This window comes from Stutzerimonas sp. KH-1, from assembly GCF_054483855.1.
This window is the reverse complement of record NZ_CM137011.1, coordinates 2,299,214-2,313,931: the sequence shown is the minus strand read 5'-3', so window position 1 is coordinate 2,313,931 and position 14,718 is coordinate 2,299,214. Positions and strand designations below refer to the sequence as shown.

The 14,718-nt window shown below is 56.2% G+C and carries 21 protein-coding genes; 15 read left to right on the top strand and 6 right to left on the bottom strand.

From position 1 onward, the window contains the following. Nucleotides 1-167 precede the first annotated feature (167 nt). The 5 genes from ACX1DW_RS11150 to ACX1DW_RS11130 all read right to left on the bottom strand — a co-directional run bounded on the left by ACX1DW_RS11150 (nucleotide 168) and on the right by ACX1DW_RS11130 (nucleotide 4,372). Nucleotides 168-899, bottom strand: a complete 732-nt coding sequence (locus tag ACX1DW_RS11150; protein WP_458993359.1) for a hypothetical protein — start codon at nucleotides 897-899, stop codon at nucleotides 168-170. Between the two features lie 42 nt (nucleotides 900-941). After that, nucleotides 942-1,700 (bottom strand): hypothetical protein, encoded by a 759-nt coding sequence (locus ACX1DW_RS11145; RefSeq protein ID WP_458993358.1) that lies wholly within the window; start codon nucleotides 1,698-1,700, stop codon nucleotides 942-944. A gap of 65 nt (nucleotides 1,701-1,765) precedes the next feature. Then, on the bottom strand, nucleotides 1,766-2,866 hold the full coding sequence (locus ACX1DW_RS11140; RefSeq protein WP_458993357.1) for a hypothetical protein: 1,101 nt from the start codon (nucleotides 2,864-2,866) through the stop codon (nucleotides 1,766-1,768). A 7-nt stretch (nucleotides 2,867-2,873) separates the two neighbouring features. Next, nucleotides 2,874-4,052 carry a hypothetical protein gene (locus ACX1DW_RS11135; RefSeq protein ID WP_458993356.1) on the bottom strand — a complete coding sequence of 393 codons (1,179 nt, stop codon included), beginning with the start codon at nucleotides 4,050-4,052 and terminating at the stop codon, nucleotides 2,874-2,876. A gap of 44 nt (nucleotides 4,053-4,096) precedes the next feature. Further along, nucleotides 4,097-4,372: a DNA-binding protein gene (locus ACX1DW_RS11130; protein ID WP_106442936.1), complete on the bottom strand. Its 276-nt coding sequence runs from the start codon at nucleotides 4,370-4,372 to the stop codon at nucleotides 4,097-4,099. A 139-nt stretch (nucleotides 4,373-4,511) separates the two neighbouring features. Here ACX1DW_RS11130 and ACX1DW_RS11125 point away from each other — a divergent pair, with 139 nt between their 5' ends. From ACX1DW_RS11125 to ACX1DW_RS11055, 15 genes are all read left to right on the top strand, one after another. After that, entirely contained in the window at nucleotides 4,512-4,727 is a 216-nt protein-coding gene (locus ACX1DW_RS11125; RefSeq protein WP_014819553.1) for a hypothetical protein, read from the top strand. Then, a complete protein-coding gene (locus ACX1DW_RS11120; RefSeq protein ID WP_313523537.1) occupies nucleotides 4,724-4,873 on the top strand; it encodes a hypothetical protein in 150 nt (49 codons plus the stop codon). Before ACX1DW_RS11125 ends, ACX1DW_RS11120 begins: the two co-directional genes overlap by 4 nt. Continuing rightward, nucleotides 4,870-5,187, top strand: coding sequence for an Arc family DNA-binding protein (locus ACX1DW_RS11115; protein WP_234301979.1), 318 nt, complete (start codon nucleotides 4,870-4,872; stop codon nucleotides 5,185-5,187). The genes ACX1DW_RS11120 and ACX1DW_RS11115 overlap by 4 nt, the downstream gene beginning before the upstream one ends. A gap of 3 nt (nucleotides 5,188-5,190) precedes the next feature. Next, complete coding sequence (locus ACX1DW_RS11110; RefSeq protein WP_458993355.1) at nucleotides 5,191-5,526, top strand: DUF5447 family protein; 336 nt, start codon at nucleotides 5,191-5,193, stop codon at nucleotides 5,524-5,526. A gap of 682 nt (nucleotides 5,527-6,208) precedes the next feature. Then, nucleotides 6,209-6,568, top strand: a complete 360-nt coding sequence (locus ACX1DW_RS11105) for a hypothetical protein (RefSeq protein WP_181003917.1) — start codon at nucleotides 6,209-6,211, stop codon at nucleotides 6,566-6,568. Nucleotides 6,569-6,583: 15 nt separating this feature from the next. Further along, the gene (locus ACX1DW_RS11100) at nucleotides 6,584-6,763 is read left to right on the top strand and encodes a hypothetical protein (protein ID WP_015277798.1); all 180 of its coding nucleotides are present in this window, start codon (nucleotides 6,584-6,586) and stop codon (nucleotides 6,761-6,763) included. Continuing rightward, nucleotides 6,760-6,975, top strand: coding sequence for a hypothetical protein (locus tag ACX1DW_RS11095; RefSeq protein ID WP_015277797.1), 216 nt, complete (start codon nucleotides 6,760-6,762; stop codon nucleotides 6,973-6,975). Before ACX1DW_RS11100 ends, ACX1DW_RS11095 begins: the two co-directional genes overlap by 4 nt. 10 nt (nucleotides 6,976-6,985) lie before the next feature. Continuing rightward, nucleotides 6,986-7,195, top strand: a complete 210-nt coding sequence (locus ACX1DW_RS11090) for a major capsid protein (RefSeq protein WP_044316574.1) — start codon at nucleotides 6,986-6,988, stop codon at nucleotides 7,193-7,195. Nucleotides 7,196-7,765: 570 nt separating this feature from the next. Further along, nucleotides 7,766-8,743 carry a virulence factor TspB C-terminal domain-related protein gene (locus ACX1DW_RS11085; RefSeq protein ID WP_458993354.1) on the top strand — a complete coding sequence of 326 codons (978 nt, stop codon included), beginning with the start codon at nucleotides 7,766-7,768 and terminating at the stop codon, nucleotides 8,741-8,743. Further along, entirely contained in the window at nucleotides 8,743-9,069 is a 327-nt protein-coding gene (locus ACX1DW_RS11080; protein ID WP_458993353.1) for a DUF2523 domain-containing protein, read from the top strand. The genes ACX1DW_RS11085 and ACX1DW_RS11080 overlap by 1 nt, the downstream gene beginning before the upstream one ends. A 12-nt stretch (nucleotides 9,070-9,081) precedes the next feature. Continuing rightward, nucleotides 9,082-10,266 (top strand): zonular occludens toxin domain-containing protein, encoded by a 1,185-nt coding sequence (locus tag ACX1DW_RS11075; protein ID WP_458993352.1) that lies wholly within the window; start codon nucleotides 9,082-9,084, stop codon nucleotides 10,264-10,266. A gap of 144 nt (nucleotides 10,267-10,410) precedes the next feature. Further along, nucleotides 10,411-11,688, top strand: a complete 1,278-nt coding sequence (locus ACX1DW_RS11070; RefSeq protein ID WP_458993351.1) for a hypothetical protein — start codon at nucleotides 10,411-10,413, stop codon at nucleotides 11,686-11,688. Continuing rightward, nucleotides 11,688-12,695: a phage integrase gene (locus ACX1DW_RS11065; RefSeq protein WP_458993350.1), complete on the top strand. Its 1,008-nt coding sequence runs from the start codon at nucleotides 11,688-11,690 to the stop codon at nucleotides 12,693-12,695. The genes ACX1DW_RS11070 and ACX1DW_RS11065 overlap by 1 nt, the downstream gene beginning before the upstream one ends. Nucleotides 12,696-12,739: 44 nt before the next feature. Beyond that, nucleotides 12,740-13,054 (top strand): type II toxin-antitoxin system RelE/ParE family toxin, encoded by a 315-nt coding sequence (locus ACX1DW_RS11060; protein WP_017244792.1) that lies wholly within the window; start codon nucleotides 12,740-12,742, stop codon nucleotides 13,052-13,054. 5 nt (nucleotides 13,055-13,059) lie between these two features. Continuing rightward, on the top strand, nucleotides 13,060-13,350 hold the full coding sequence (locus tag ACX1DW_RS11055) for a helix-turn-helix domain-containing protein (RefSeq protein WP_003302338.1): 291 nt from the start codon (nucleotides 13,060-13,062) through the stop codon (nucleotides 13,348-13,350). Between the two features lie 366 nt (nucleotides 13,351-13,716). On the opposite strand, the gene ACX1DW_RS11050 is transcribed toward ACX1DW_RS11055, so the two are convergent. After that, on the bottom strand, nucleotides 13,717-14,613 hold the full coding sequence (locus tag ACX1DW_RS11050) for a LysR family transcriptional regulator (RefSeq protein ID WP_010792197.1): 897 nt from the start codon (nucleotides 14,611-14,613) through the stop codon (nucleotides 13,717-13,719). Nucleotides 14,614-14,718 lie beyond the last annotated feature (105 nt).

The following is a 14,718-nucleotide window of genomic DNA, read 5'->3' as shown; positions in this document are numbered from 1 at the left end:
TATAAGCAGGGCCTTCGAAGACTGGAGCGGGCGAAGGGAATCGAACCCTTTTGCCTAGCGTGTCGTTTCGGCTCAATGCGTGTCGTTATGCGGTTTCCAGACCGAACCGCCTGCTCGATTCGTCGCAATTCGGCACAGTGTTTTCGACACTTTATCGACAGGTCTTGCTAATTCAGTAAACCTAGCCCACCAGCAGCCATATAGGTAGTTACAAAGAAGTAATAGACGAGCAGCGCATGTCGCAACCAGATGGGCATTCCAACTGAAAAATGGTTGCTGACTTTTGAGCTGCCTACAAGCAGCAAAAAAATCGCTGCGGGCACAATGAGAAAAAAGATGATTCCAACGCAGAAAAATAAAAGAGATCCAATAGCTAGAATTCCTGAGAGTAATGCAGTTGAGAAGTAATCTGTATGGTTTGTGAATCCAAGCTCGACGAGCAAAGGTACCAGCGCAAGATGTGGAGATTGCTCATGGTCCATTAGGCCATTTTTTTGAAGAAGAAGCATCAGCCAAGGAAGAGTGATGATTATGTAGAATGGGACGCGCAGCTCAGAAAGCTGTTGTTTGAAATTTAAGAACCATTTTATAGATGTCCAGAAGAATAGCATTGCAAAGAATGCAATCGCTAAGCTTCCACTTATTTCGTTTGGAAGCTTTTTACCAAAAATCCAAATTCCTAGAAACAGCGCTGAGATAGTCCATCCAGTGAACCTTGATAACCCCCTCAAGCTTTCGCGTGCATCTACTGAAGCAAGCCACTGAAATAGTTTTATGGAGCCATTTTTTATCCCCTCGAGCAGTATCCGTCCTTGTGGGGATTTTGCTATCGAGTCTTCCAGGCTCAAAATAAAGCTAATAATGTAAATGAAAACTACGATTAGCTTAAAGGCGAGCAATTCGAGCGCTCCTAAGATTTATTGATTTTAAGTTTGGCTAATTCAGCCCATCGGGTTAAAGCTACTAGCCGCTCCGCAATAGCGCGTCTTCATCCGGTCGCTATGGTCTTTGCGGTCACTGTCGAAGCGTGCTCGCCATGCCCGGCATTGCTCGTGGAAGTGTTGCTTGGCGGCTTTGCGGCATTCGCGGTAGTCGATTGAGCCTCGACGGTGGTTGGCGCATACGCTGGTTCCGTCGATGTAGTTATTGACGGATACCCATTCGGCTAGATAGTCGATTCCGCCGTTCCAACCCTTGATCCATTTCGACGTATGTTCTCGGCTCACCGACCGCGACCTGGGGGCGCTAGTGCTGGGCGTCGCTGCGGCAATCCGATGGGCTGCGGGCGGGGTGTAGATGCTCGCCGGCTGTTTGGGCGTGTAATTGCTATCGTTAAACGATGTTTGCCGGGACTGTACCGCCTCCGCTGTGCGCTCTTCGAACCAGTCGATTTCTTCCTGGGTCAGCGGCCGCTGCTGGGGTGCTGGTGCTTGTTCTGCTGCTGGGGCTTCGTAGCTTGCAACCGAAGGCTGGCTAACCGGCTGTATGGGCTGCTCTGGGTCTTGGTTAAACCAAAGCTTGCCGCCGACATGAATGCCTTGCTTGATCTGGTTTACGTCCAGCACTACTGACTTGCCGAATGTAAATGCAAGTGCCGAAAGCACCGCTGAACCGATACCTAGGATCGCCAAGAACCGCCAGGGGCTAGGCTTCTTTCTGTTGCGTAGGTATTCCGGTGCATCATCCCAATCTGATCTCATCACGCCTCCTTGCTCAGTTATCGGATTGTTAAATAAGTCTGTCCCTTTTTTCTAAATATGCCCTGTTACGATGCTGGTTTTGCGTTGAATTTACTTAGTATCTTAGAAACATAGTCTATGGTGTGTAGCACAACATCTTCCAGTTGGCTGACGCTCTCTTCAGGAAACTCCCGAAGTCTATGCACCAGAAAATTTCTGATCGGATAAAAAAACTCCTCAAAGTTATTCCCTGATTTTAGACCGAGCGAGGTTGTGAGGCTCTGGCAACTTCTTCTTATCTCCTGGGCTTCAGCAGCGCAATTGCTGTACTTGGTGACAAGAAGCCTTAGCCGTTCCTGCTCGCTAGTCATATCTTTTAGGTTTTTTAGAATCTCACGGCTCTTGGCTGGGTCTGCTTTGGATTGATATAGGTTTTCAATGACCTCCTCTTGTTCAAGCTTTAAGATGCTTTCTATTAATAGCTCGAATATTTGGTAGATATAGAAGAATCGGAATACTGCATTTCCTTCGTATGCAATTACTGAGGTTAAAATTGAAAGAATTACGTCAAAGTTCTCAATGCCTTCTGCCGCAGAGTTGAGTCTTAGTCTTCTGCCTTGTGGCGGAATACCTACGTGACATATTTGAGAAGGGTTTTTGGTTGTCAAAGGCTGATAACCATTTTTGACCAGGGACGGTATGCAGTGCTCAAAAATAAATGGATTTTCGAGGGTTACTGTATTTCTGCATATGACTAGAATTACGGTATAAGGATGGAATAAATTTAGAAAATTTATTTTTCCTGAGTGATCTATTTCAGCAATCGCCCTATAGATATTACTATCGTCCGGATATCGAAGAGCACCCTCGATGGCTTTGTAGGCGTACTTTAGAAAGTGTGGGTCATCCGCATAATCATGCAGGTCTGAGCCTAAAGCGTTAATGGGGATACACCACCCTATACGGCTTTGTGATGAGTATACTTGGTAGATTTCATTTTCAACTACATCTTTCTTTGCTAGAAAATAGATGTCGAATGGCTCGTCTTTATACTCATCATCCAAGTTTAGTGGCGTATAAATCTCTGCAAAATTTCCGTTATCGTTGCATAGTAAGAATACATTATTTTCCCGGCCTACGAATTGGTATGTACTTGGGCCGGTTTCGTCATGTAGTGTCAATCCCATGCTCTGCTCACATGTTCTGAGATTGATATTTTCTTAGCGCGCTTTTACTTGCGGCGACTAGGTTGGCATAACTATCAGAATCTTTGTTGAAGAGGTCTCTGAAGTAGAAGCTAAAGAACGTTCTTTGAGCGTTACCAATCTTGCTGGCGTTGCTCTTCAGCCAATTCAGTGAGTTGTTTATCTCTTCGAGGAACTCCTCTGGATCATCAGCTTGCAATGCTTCAATAGTGTCAATTATTTCATCAACATTTTTCACAGCTTCGAAATCAATTAGCTTACCTATCGCTGCCCCCAAACCTGACATTGCTTGAGGTTTTTTAATGACTTGTAGTGCACGCTTGCCAAAGGGAGAGCTATTTTGCTCAAGATATTCCTGGGAAAGTTCTGCATCGCCACAAATAGAATCTACCTTTAGAACAAGCTTATGAAGCGCTTCAAGATATTTTTCGAAAAGTTCGGTTCCTTGGTTTTCTTTAGAAAGTTTTTCCAGGCTATTAATGTTTTCCAGAATGTCTGCCTTCTCGATGGGCAGCTCATCTCTGTCAAGGTAGGCGTTAAAGCCTTCTACAACGTCCTTGAAGTTGTACTGATCTATCCTGCTTGCGACTTTTCCTTCGTTTTCTCGCAAGAGCTCTACGCCGTCTACACCGCTCTCTATGTAGTCCAAGTAAAGAATTTCAATTTGCTGGCGTAAGGACATAGGCGTTTGGCCGGTATTAAGCGTCAGCATGCGATAAAGAATGCCTAGGCGGTTAAGGCCAACATATAGCTCTACCCGAATCTTTGACTTTCTGACGGTATTGAGTGCTTCAATGTCGTTTTTGTCTGTGAGTTCTGTGATTAAGTCTAGGATCGTGTATGTGCGTTGTAGTCCGTCCAGTATTACTAAATTTTCGGCTGCCTCGCGCACACAGTTTAAAAACCTTACATCATCATCGGGTTCGTTCTCGTTATAGTCCGCGATGTCGGAGGTTAGTGCTAAGACGACTGGAGGAATTACGCATTGGCGCATCAGGTCTTGCTTGAGTAGAGAGTAAACGGTTTTAGAGGAGCGCACTCTTTTGCGTTGGAATATATTGTTCTTTAGTACGTCCTTGATTAAGGTTTCATACTCTCCTATTTCCATTTCAATCAGCGTGTTGGACGCGTCAATGCGATGATCTTTTAAATGAGATGCTACCTTCATTATCTGGCTCCGTATTTGAAGGGTGATCTGCTAGGAGGCAATAGCTAGTCGTTATTCTTCGGATATGCCTTTTGTGTTACAGGAAGGTCTTCCCGATTGGGAGAAAACTGCCCGTTATCGGGGTCAGATTCTCCCTTCCAGAGCCATAGCTCGTACTGCGGAAACGCTTTCAGTAGCTCTTCCATGTCCTCGATACGAGTTTTGACCTTCATGTCCGTGGCTACGGTCTGCCATCGACGACGATTCTTGATCGCAGAGGCTTGAGCAAGTTTTGCAGGCCCGATGTGGCGAACAAGCGTTCTTAAACGCTCTTCAATCATTCCAAAATGCTCTAAGAGGCACTGACGAAATATTTGTGTGACGAACTATTCGTCTGTAGTATTTCTCTCAGTGACGAATTATTCGTCAATGCATTAATGCATTAATGCATAAATTGCCACGAATAGTGACGGAACGAGCATGGAACTGGAAGAGCTGGAACCTTCGAAGCTGATCGCCCCACAGCAGGACGTGGAAACCGTCGAAGCCTGGGCGGAACGTAACGGCCTGACATGCTCCATGGCCCGCGCCTGGGTCTACCGGGGCGTGCTCCCCACCGTAAAGCTCGGCAAGCGCCGCATGATTAACAGTGCGCTGCTGCGTAGCTGGCTGCTGGAACAGGAGTGGACCGCATGAATCCTCCTTTCTATACGCAAGCCGCGTTCGCCGCTCTGGCCGGTGTGTCCATCGATACGGTCGCTGGCTGGATCAGGACTGGCGCCGTCGAGAGCGTGAAACTTGGCAAAACCCGTCTGGTGCGTTTTCCGGGGGTGGACCAATGAGCCGCACAGACCAGCAATTCAAGCTGCGTATGCCTGCTGCACTTCGCGCCCAGGTCGAGCAGTCCGCTTGGGCTGCACGCCGCTCCCTGAACGCCGAAATCGTTCTTCGCCTGGAAGCGTCGTTTGGCGCTGCTGCGCAGTGCATGCAGGAGGCAAGTAACGACCGTGAAGTGATCTCTGCGCTTTCTAAGTGCGTTGCCTCGTTGGATCAGTTGCTTCCTTACCTAGGCAAAGTGCCCGCTGATGTCGGCCTTTTGAATGATGCCTTGGTTGCCGCTCGCGCAGTGTTAGCTAAGCAAGAGGTGGGGCAATGAGTTATGTCCAACTCCCAATATCAACGCCTTCCGCACGCCCAGGACTGCGACTGCTCTGTCTGCTGGTCCAGACGCGAGATGGTGAAACCCGCTCCCTCCCGGTCCACACCATGCGCCCAATGCCGCCCCGCCTATGCGCGGCCGATTCGCACGCTGCAAATGGGCTGCGTCGGTGGAACCTGGAAGCCTCTGCTCTCGGAGTGGAAAGTGGAACCGGCCTTTATCTGCGAGAAGCACACGCCACCCGACCGCCCCGCGAAGTGGTGGAGCGTTATCTACGACTCGGGCAAGCCAACGCCCTTCGTCCCGATTCACGAACCGTTCGAGCTGGTGGGGTAGGGCGCAAGCGGATGCAGGTACGTATCGCGGACCCGAACTGGCATGAGATCGGTCGGGAGCTGACCGTTGGTGGGGAGCTGTACGGGCACGTCACCTATCGTCGCGATGTTCCTCTGTTCATTCCGTTGGACGGTAGCGAGCCAACGAAACACCGGTCCCTCGTCGAGCTGCGTCGCTATGTCGCTGAGCGTTATCAGGCTGAGCGCGTGGCCGAAGAGGTCCAGGGCCGCGCTCCCGGCTCGTCGGATCACGCTTCACCGATCCGGCGAACGGAAGCACGGGCGGAGCGCACCCTTGACCCTGCACGAACCGAAACAGCCTCCGCTCGTGAGTGCGGGAGCGCTTTTCCCTCCCGCGCTCCCGAGCCCTCGGCGGCGAGAGTGGGATGACAAGGGCGAAGCCCTTGGTGTTAAACGGCGTTTCCGATGATTAATGAAATTAATGTTCGATCAAGCGAAAAGTGTCAATTCAGCACTATTCGTCGCATTAAAAAATGAAGTATTGAATGTTTTAATACTTGATAAATAGTTGTTCCAAGAGCGTTTAAATACAGCTATAGATAACCCGCAAGCCAAGTAACAAGCCGGTCGCAGTGAAATTGCTTTTTCACTCGTTCGGGATCGCTCGGCCTGCAGAAAGCAAAGCAGCGCAATAAAGCGCAACTAGAGAGAGGAAACACAAGATGGCACGTTCGACTATGGAAGTTGCATTTCTCGGCACTCAACGCTTCGACGGTGAAGCCGGCCAGAAGTACATCAAGGTCTTCTACGGCGATGAGCCGGACGGCAAGACCGAACACGGCCTGTCGATCATCGGCATGGCAGCAGCGGACGAAGTAGCCGACGAGATCTTCGCAGCCGGCGCGCAGTTCGAGCCGCTGCAACTGGTGCGCATCCACTTCGAGATTGCCCGTGGTGGGCAGAACAAGGGCAAGAATCTGGCGCTCCAGCTCGAAGCCGTCCAGACCCGCGCCGCTGCCGAAACCCCGCGCACCCCAGCTCAACCCCAGGCCAAAGCCGGCGACCCGGCCAAGGCCAACTAACCGGGAGGGGCGGCCATGCTGATCGATGACCGGGTGTACTGCGACTGCTGCGGAAACGACATGGGCAAGCTCATGGCGCTGCCCGCGCCGCAAAGCGACCTGCTGCCGGATCTCAGCCTGCCGCCCCACTTCGCCGTCTGCCCTGACTGCGAACCCTCCGAACAACCCGCCGACCTCGAGCAGGCCGGCGAATGAATTTCCTTGCCTGTGACGGTGACTGGCTGCAAGGCGCCGATGGCTCGCCCATCTGCTCCGGCTCGCTGGTCGCCCTCACGGTCGAGGAAATGCAAAGCCTCTACGGCTCTGCACTGACCTGGGACCAAGTCTCCGAGCTGCAAGGCGAAGCGATTGTTCTGTTCGCCACCGTGTTCGGCTTCCTGGTCCTGAAAAAAGCCCTGAAACAGTGAGGTATCACCCATGCAACTGAACAAGCACTTCATCAAGAAAATCGGCGTTGGCGCTGCTGCCGCGCTCTCCACCCTGGCCGGCTCCGTCTACGCAGCCGTCCCGACCGAAGCCACCGCGGCGCTCGATACCGCGGGCACCGACGTTGGCACCATCGGCTGGGCCGTCTTCGCCGTGATCATCGCCGCGATGGCGTTCAAGTACATGCGCCGCGCCCTGTAACCGGGGTTTTGCGCACTGCATGTGCCGAAGCAAACAAACCCCGCTCCGGCGGGGTTTTCTCTTCCAGGGAAACGCCATGAGCTACGAACTGTATGTCCTGATCCTCACCACCCTGGCGTTTTATCTCGTGTTTTTTGGGCGGGTGTAGATATGGCCAGGTTTGTATTCGCGGTATTGGCGTCCTTGCTTTGGCATTCGCCCGTTAGTGCCGAAGATTATTATTGGACCATTCAATTTCCGGACCCGCTAATAAAATACTCCAGCGGTGTCGCCGCCTGTAACGCAAACCATGCCCACTACGAGCAATTAAACGCCGGGCAATATGTTTCGTTTGAGCAGGAAATCCAAGCAGGCACCAGTTCCTTTACCTGCCGTACTTATGGCTTAAATCGGAACCCCAATTCCGGCAAGCTTGAGCGTTACGGCTCGTGGTACAACGCTGCAACAAGGCGCGGCGATTCTTGTCCTCCAGGCTCAAGTTACGATACCGAAACAGGCGCGTGTGTTGCGCCTGAAGAGCCCAGCCGCTGCGAAGCCACCATCGGCCAGGTCGTCACCCACGAACACAAGATGAAGGAAGCCGTTGGCCAGCCGGTGATCGATCCGCCGGGCTCGGTCTGCGCCAATAGCTGCCAGTACGCCTTCGGCTTCACGCCGGCCAGCAACGTCTACGTCTACAGCAGCGGCAATCCGCCCGGCGTGTTCGGTGTGTACAGCTACACCGGCAACGGCATCGAGTGCAACGAAGACACCCGCAAGGAACCGGGCAATCCCGGCCAGCAGACCGACCCCGACGAAACGCCTACTCCTGATCCCGATAACACCTGCCCGGACGGCTACGTCTGGAACGGCACCTTCTGCAGCGTTGAGCCTCCGGAGCCGTGTGACCCCGAAGTCGAGGTCGGTGGCTGTGACGACAGCGAGAACCCCGATCCCGATGAGCCCGGCGATGGCGATGAGGACGGCGACGGTGACGGTGAAGGTGATGGAGACGGCGAGGGAGACGGAGGCGGCGATGGCGAAGGTGATGGCGAGGGCGAGGGCGAGGGCGAGGGCGACGGTGAAGGTGACGGCGAGGGCAACGGTGAAGGTGATGGCGAAGCCGAATGCGACCCCGCCAAGGACCCAAACAAGTGCGGCAAGTCCAGCGTAGAAGGGGAAGCCTGTGACGCTGAGGTGAAGTGCACGGGCGATGCCGTGCAGTGCGCCATCCTCCGCCAGCAAAAGGAACTGCGCTGCCACGCTGAAGAACAGGCCGACTTCGAAAAGCACAAGCCGGCCATCGAATCCGCTGTGCAGGGCGACAAGTTCCAGCTCGAGGAAGGCGCCGAGATTCAGCTGCCGTCCTTCATCAACCAGGGCACCCGCTTCCTGCCGGCTACGTGCCCTGCCGCCGAGAGCTTCAGCCTGCGCACTGGCGGCGGGCGCTCCTTCCAACTCAGCTACGAGCCCCTCTGCCGCGCCGCCAGTGACCTGAGCGGCCTGTTCGTGGCCGTGGCTACCGTCCTGGCTGCCCTGTACGTGGGCCGCTCCGTAGGAGGTCAGTGATGCAGTTTCTATTCATCGTGCAGATGCTCGTCATCATCCTCGGCCCGCTGGTGAAGATGGTGCTGAAGATGATCGGTTTCGGCTTTGTCTCCTACATCGGCTTCAACCTCATCATTGGCCAGGCGCAGGACTACCTGTTCGGGCTGATGGGCGATGTCGGACCGGTGATTCAGGGGATTCTCGGGCTGGCCAAGTTCGATGTGGTGGTGAACCTGTATTTCGCCGCCATCTCGACGCGCTTCATGCTCGCGGGGATCGACAAGGCCACCGACCGCAAGCGTGCTCAGGTCTGGCACAAGCCGGGCGGCACCTCCATCGAAGCCTAAGGAGGCGCCGTCATGCTCGTTATCCGCACCGGCAAGCCCGGCCATGGCAAGACCCTGAACACCATCCGCGAAGTCGATCAGAAGGCCCACGCCGAAGGCCGCGTCGTCTACTTCCACAACATCAACGGCCTTAAGCCCGATCAGCTGCAAGCGCAGTGGTTCGAGTTCGAAGATCCCGAAAAGTGGTTCGAGCTGCCAAACGATTCGATCATCGTCGTGGACGAAGCGCAGGGGTGGTTTGGCGCACGCGATCCACGGGCGCGACCACCGGAGCACATCACCCGCTTCGAGACCATGCGCCACCAGGGCCACGAAGTGCACCTCGTCACCCAGGACCCTCGCTACCTGGATGTGCACCTGCGTCGGCTGTGCAATACACACATCCACTACTGGCGCGTGTTCAAGTCCGCCCAGCTGCTGCGCTTCGAGTCGGAAGTGGTGGTGGAAAAGGTCGAGCTGAAGACCAGCTTCAAGGATGCCGACAAGAAGTCGCTGCGCCTGGATAAGCGCTACTTCGGAGCCTACACCAGCACCAACGCCAAGCATCATTTCCAGGCCAAAGTGCCGACCAAGTTCATCCTGGCCATCTGCGTGCTGATCGGTGCGGGCATCCTCGTCTATCGCGCCTATGAGCGCTACGACACCGAGAAAACCCAGCTCGAAGCGACCAGCAGCGCGCCGGCCGGGAGCATGGTCGATCAGGTACGGGATACGGTCGGCGCCTTCATCCGACCCAGTGCCGACGCCGAACAGGCCGCACCGCTCACCGTCGAGCAGTACCTGGGCAAACGGGTTCCGAGGGTGCAGGACCTGCCAGCTTCGGCGCCGGTATATGACGCACTGACCGAGCCGCAGACCTTCCCCAAACCCGTATGCATCGCCACCACCGACCGCGAGCTGATCGCCCGCAACTACAAGCGCATGCAGGTCGGTGACAGCGATGAAGGGCTGACGGGGTGTAGATGCAACACCCAGCAAGGCACGCGCCTGGATGTGTCGTTCGGCTTCTGCATGTCGGTCGTGCAGAACGGCTACTTCGACGACACCAAGCCCGACCCCGAACCGCCACAAACGCCGATGCACGCCGGCAGTCCGCCTCCGGCATTTGAACAGGCGGTCGCCAGCGGCCTGCAGTCAGCCCCTAAAGGCTCGTCCGTGGTCGTGGTGCCCTACGAGAAGGGGCGTTTCCTGTGGTGACCGTCAGCGCGCGTGCGCTCCGCGCTCTTTGCACGCGCGGCGAGGCACGAGCCGGCGTGCAAACGCGCGCGCTGACGTCCCTGTAACACGTCAGATAAACCCAACTGAACAGTGTCGATTCGTTGCAATTTGGAGCAGAAGAAGATGAGCGTTAAAGACCAGATTCGTGTTGATCAGAACTTTCAGGAAACGCCAACCGGGCGACTGTTCTTCGATAGCCATTCGGCCAAGCTGACCGACCTGTCGGGCGTTCGCTTGCTCCGTTGCGGCGTCGATACGGTCCGCCAGCTGTACCGCGGCCTGATCCGTCCGGAAATCATGGCGCTGTTCGAGAAACCGGGCGTCATGGTCGAGTTCGCCGGGGAGTTCTGGCACGCCGGACGGGTAGGGCGGGACTCGGGCTACCAGTACAAGCTGCAGAACGCTGACCTCGGGTTCATCCTGCTCATCAAGAACTTCAACGCCAAGCTCGAGAACATCGGCCCGCACCTGAAAATCGAAGTGTCTCCGCACGCCATTGACGCGCTGTCGCCTGAGCGCTTGCAAGAGCGGATGGACTACTACGCCGCAGCCGTAATGACACACCGCGAACGCAACCAATGCTCTGTTCATCTGGCGTTGGATCTCCAGGGCTGGAAGCCTCCGGTGGATCTGGTAGCACGCCTGCACTGTCGCGCGCGGACGCACCGGGATATCTCGGGTATCAACGAGATCAACTGGGCGACCAAGTCCAGCGTCTACGGTCGTGGCGAAACATCCATGTTTGGCTCGGCTGGTGGCGTTCAGCTCTGCATCTACAACAAAACCGAACAGGCCCGCGCGACCGATAAGCTCGACTTCTGGGAAAGCGTCTGGCGTCGGCGTGATTCGTTCGATCCGGCCGATCCTGATAACTACGACCCGACCCAAGATGTATGGCGGGTCGAGCTGCGCTATCACCATTCGGTCATCCAGCAGTTCGCCAGTGGCTCGATCAGCGCAAAGACCGGCGAGGCCATCGAAACGGATTCGTTTGCGGCGTTCTCCGCCCACTTGGACGGCCTGTGGCGCTACGGGCTGTGCCAGTTCAAATTGCTGCATCGCCCCGGGCAGTACGAGCCGATCTGGACGCTGATGCGTGATGACGTGCGAGTCGACGTGGCGGTCGATTCCCTTGTCGATGAAACGGAATACAAGCGCTACTACAAGACGTCACGGGGCTTCTCGGGCAAGAACGTGGAGCTGTTCCTGGGAAACTTCGTAAGCCTGCTGGCACGGGAGCGAGTGGGCGCTAAAACCGCATTTGATCGACTGAAGGAGTGGGAATGCTGGCCGGTCATTCGTGACCACTATGCTGCCAAGGACATGAGCGAGCGTGATCTGTACAAGCACATCAAGACGTTGCTTCAAGAGCGTCACGTTCGATGGGGCAGAGCGGTCTGATGGCGATCCAGCAGCTCTGCGATGGGCGCTGGCGGGTCGACGTTGAGCCGGTCAAAGGCAAGCGGTTTCGCAAGACGCTGAAGACCAAGGCCGAGGCAATGCGCTTCGAGGCGACCTGTCGAGCCAAGTGCAGCGAATCGAACGATTGGGCACCGCGGCCAAAGGACAAGCGCAGGCTGTCAGAGCTGGTCGAGCTGTGGTTCGATCTCCACGGCGTCTCGCTCTCCGATGGCGTTCGACGTGTGGCGATCCTGCGGGCGTGTGCAAAGGCGATGGGCGACCCGATAGCTCGCATGGTCGATGGCGCGAAGATCGCCGCCACGCGTGCGCGCTGGATGGCAGCAGGAGTAACCGGCAAGACGGCGAACAATCGCCTTGGCTACCTGAAAGCGGTTTACAACGAGCTGCACAAACTCGACGTGATCGACTATCCCTGTCCGTTCACACGTATCCGTCCGGTCCGGTTGCAGGAGCGCCCCTTGGCCTACCTGACCAAGCCGCAGATCTCCGAGCTGCTCGATGCACTCCAGGCGCGGACCACGTCTCCACACCCGGCGATGGTGGCGCGGATCTGCTTGGCGACCGGGGCGAGGTGGGGTGAGGCTCAAGCGCTTCGACCGGATCGGATTCGAGGCAACGCCCTGGTGTTTGCCAATACCAAGTCCAAGCGGGTGCGGATGGTCCCGGTAACGCCTGAGCTGGTGGCAGCGATCAAGAAGCACTGGCAGACGCACGGCCCGTTCACCAACTGCATTGGCGTGTTCCGGCTGGTCCTGCTCTCGACCTCGATCAAGCCGCCACGCGGACAAGCAAGCCACATCCTGCGCCACACGTTCGCAGCTCACTTCATCATGGGCGGTGGGCATATCGTGACGCTGAAAGAGATCCTGGGCCATGCCTCGCTGAATATGACGATGAGGTATGCGCACCTTGCGCCAGAGCATTTGCATGATGCGATCAGGTTGGGGCCATTGGCCGGCATCACGTTACCGCTCGCCGGCCAGTGATCGAATCAATTGATGGGGGTGCGCCACTGGCGTACTATGCGGCTATGATCTTCATCGAGACACCGATCTTCACCAAGCGCCTGCGGGATCTGCTTAGCGATGACAGCTACGCGGAGTTTCAGCGACAACTGGCTGACCGGCCGGACATGGGCGATGTGATTGAAGGTACTGGCGGCATTCGCAAGGTTCGCGTTGCGTCTAGCGGTCACGGCAAGCGAGGCGGGTCCAGGGTCATCTACTACCACTTCACGGCGGCTTCGCAGATCGCACTACTGCTGATCTATCCGAAGAACGAGAAGGACGACCTGACGGCAGACGAGCGCAAGGTGCTCAAGCAAATTATCGAGCGGTGGAGGTAATCACCATGAGCAAATTCTTCGAAGACCTTCTGGAAAGCGTCCAGCAGATGGACGAGATTCACCGTGGCGAACGTCAGCCCTCGCGGGAATTCGTCGTCGACTCGCTGCAGGTGAAAGAGATCCGCAAAGCAACCGGTCTGACCCAGGCCAAGTTCGCGGCGATGATCGACGTTCAACTGGGTACGCTGCGTAACTGGGAACAAGGTCGACGGGAGCCGACCGGACCGGCAAAGGCGCTGCTGCGCGCCATCCATAACGATCCGAAGCACGTCATCCAGGCGCTTTCTTCCGTTTGATCACAGCCTGTACGGCTGGACCTTTTCGACACTTCTTCGACACCACCAAAAGCCAGAAACGAAAAAGCCCTGTAAAAACAGGGCCTTAACGTTAGGTGTCTGGAGCGGGCGAAGGGAACAGCACCCGGTCGCTAACTCGTTTATTACGAACGTTTTTTCCGATCCAAGCGTCACGGAATGGACTCGATTGTGGACTCAAGTCTTCGGCCTGGTCAACGCAGGCCGTTGCGGGTGATCCAAAGCGAGCCAAGCACATCCATCAACAGCCAGAGCATCGGATTTCATACCGAAGTCTATCTGTCCACTGGCACATCACGCCACAGGCCGCTACGGACAGGTGAGCTGCGTCCTCAAAGGATTGACTCATCATCGACAGGCCCGGTCCCGCCCGCCTTTCGCCCGCTCGATGAACCGCTTCATGGGCTCCGAGGGTTCGCCCCGGCGGCGCAGCAGGTAGGTAGAGAGCACCGGTGGGCTGCCGGCCAAGGGACGAATGGAGATGTCCGGGCGCTGTAGCGTCTGCACCTGCGAGGCGATGGCGAAGCCGATGCCGTAGCCGGCACCGACCAGGGTCAGCATCACGCCCAGGCTGGTCACTTCATCGACCAGCTTGAGCGGCGTGCCTGCGTCCTGCAGCAGCGCTTGAATCTGATGGCGGCAGCCCGATCCCGATTCGGGATGGCACAGAACCAGCGGGAACTTCAGGGCTTCGGCCAGCGGCACCTGCACGTGTGCCAGCAAGGGGTGGCGTGCGGGCACGATCACCGACAGCGGATCGGTCCACACCGGCTCGGCGACGAGGCCATCATGTACCGCGTTTGACAACGCAAAGCCGATGTCCAGCAGATCGTCGTGCAGCGTCTTGAGCTGCTGCGCGAACGGCAGCTCGAAGACGCGAATCTCCATCTCGGGCTCCTCCTCGCGGCTGCGTGCCAGCAAGGTGGCGATGCGGGGCTGCGCCAGGCCGTCGCAGATCGCGATGCGCAGATGGCCCTGGTAGCCCTGTGCCGCCGCCTTGGCGCTCTTGACTGCCTGCTCCACGGTGGCCTGCACGCGCCGGCATTCGCCGAGGAACACCTGGCCGGCCCAGGTCAGCCGCGTCAGGCGTGTGCTGCGGTCGAACAACTGCACGCCAAGCTGGCTTTCTAGGTCGCGCATCGCACGTGACACAGGCGATTGCTCGATGCCCAGACGCTCGGCTGCCCGGGCCAGATGCAGTTCTTCCGCGACTGCGATGAAGTAGCGCAGCAATCTGAAATCCAAGGCCACCTCCTGTTCGTCTTCTTCTGGTTCGGCCTCTCGGGCGCCAGCATCTCCATCCACATCCCGCCCACTTACGCCCCGCCAGGCTTGCGATGTGCCGGCGCC

Excerpts from the sequence above, each read along its gene's own strand:
- ACX1DW_RS11145 (WP_458993358.1), bottom strand. The coding sequence starts at position 1,700 with ATGAGATCAGATTGGGATGATGCACCGGAATACCTACGCAACAGAAAG.
- ACX1DW_RS11140 (WP_458993357.1), bottom strand. The coding sequence starts at position 2,866 with ATGGGATTGACACTACATGACGAAACCGGCCCAAGTACATACCAATTC.
- ACX1DW_RS11135 (WP_458993356.1), bottom strand. The coding sequence starts at position 4,052 with ATGAAGGTAGCATCTCATTTAAAAGATCATCGCATTGACGCGTCCAAC.
- ACX1DW_RS11130 (WP_106442936.1), bottom strand. The coding sequence starts at position 4,372 with ATGATTGAAGAGCGTTTAAGAACGCTTGTTCGCCACATCGGGCCTGCA.
- ACX1DW_RS11125 (WP_014819553.1), top strand. The coding sequence starts at position 4,512 with ATGGAACTGGAAGAGCTGGAACCTTCGAAGCTGATCGCCCCACAGCAG.
- ACX1DW_RS11120 (WP_313523537.1), top strand. The coding sequence starts at position 4,724 with ATGAATCCTCCTTTCTATACGCAAGCCGCGTTCGCCGCTCTGGCCGGT.
- ACX1DW_RS11115 (WP_234301979.1), top strand. The coding sequence starts at position 4,870 with ATGAGCCGCACAGACCAGCAATTCAAGCTGCGTATGCCTGCTGCACTT.
- ACX1DW_RS11110 (WP_458993355.1), top strand. The coding sequence starts at position 5,191 with ATGTCCAACTCCCAATATCAACGCCTTCCGCACGCCCAGGACTGCGAC.
- ACX1DW_RS11105 (WP_181003917.1), top strand. The coding sequence starts at position 6,209 with ATGGCACGTTCGACTATGGAAGTTGCATTTCTCGGCACTCAACGCTTC.
- ACX1DW_RS11100 (WP_015277798.1), top strand. The coding sequence starts at position 6,584 with ATGCTGATCGATGACCGGGTGTACTGCGACTGCTGCGGAAACGACATG.
- ACX1DW_RS11095 (WP_015277797.1), top strand. The coding sequence starts at position 6,760 with ATGAATTTCCTTGCCTGTGACGGTGACTGGCTGCAAGGCGCCGATGGC.
- ACX1DW_RS11090 (WP_044316574.1), top strand. The coding sequence starts at position 6,986 with ATGCAACTGAACAAGCACTTCATCAAGAAAATCGGCGTTGGCGCTGCT.
- ACX1DW_RS11085 (WP_458993354.1), top strand. The coding sequence starts at position 7,766 with ATGAAGGAAGCCGTTGGCCAGCCGGTGATCGATCCGCCGGGCTCGGTC.
- ACX1DW_RS11080 (WP_458993353.1), top strand. The coding sequence starts at position 8,743 with ATGCAGTTTCTATTCATCGTGCAGATGCTCGTCATCATCCTCGGCCCG.
- ACX1DW_RS11075 (WP_458993352.1), top strand. The coding sequence starts at position 9,082 with ATGCTCGTTATCCGCACCGGCAAGCCCGGCCATGGCAAGACCCTGAAC.
- ACX1DW_RS11070 (WP_458993351.1), top strand. The coding sequence starts at position 10,411 with ATGAGCGTTAAAGACCAGATTCGTGTTGATCAGAACTTTCAGGAAACG.
- ACX1DW_RS11065 (WP_458993350.1), top strand. The coding sequence starts at position 11,688 with ATGGCGATCCAGCAGCTCTGCGATGGGCGCTGGCGGGTCGACGTTGAG.
- ACX1DW_RS11060 (WP_017244792.1), top strand. The coding sequence starts at position 12,740 with ATGATCTTCATCGAGACACCGATCTTCACCAAGCGCCTGCGGGATCTG.
- ACX1DW_RS11055 (WP_003302338.1), top strand. The coding sequence starts at position 13,060 with ATGAGCAAATTCTTCGAAGACCTTCTGGAAAGCGTCCAGCAGATGGAC.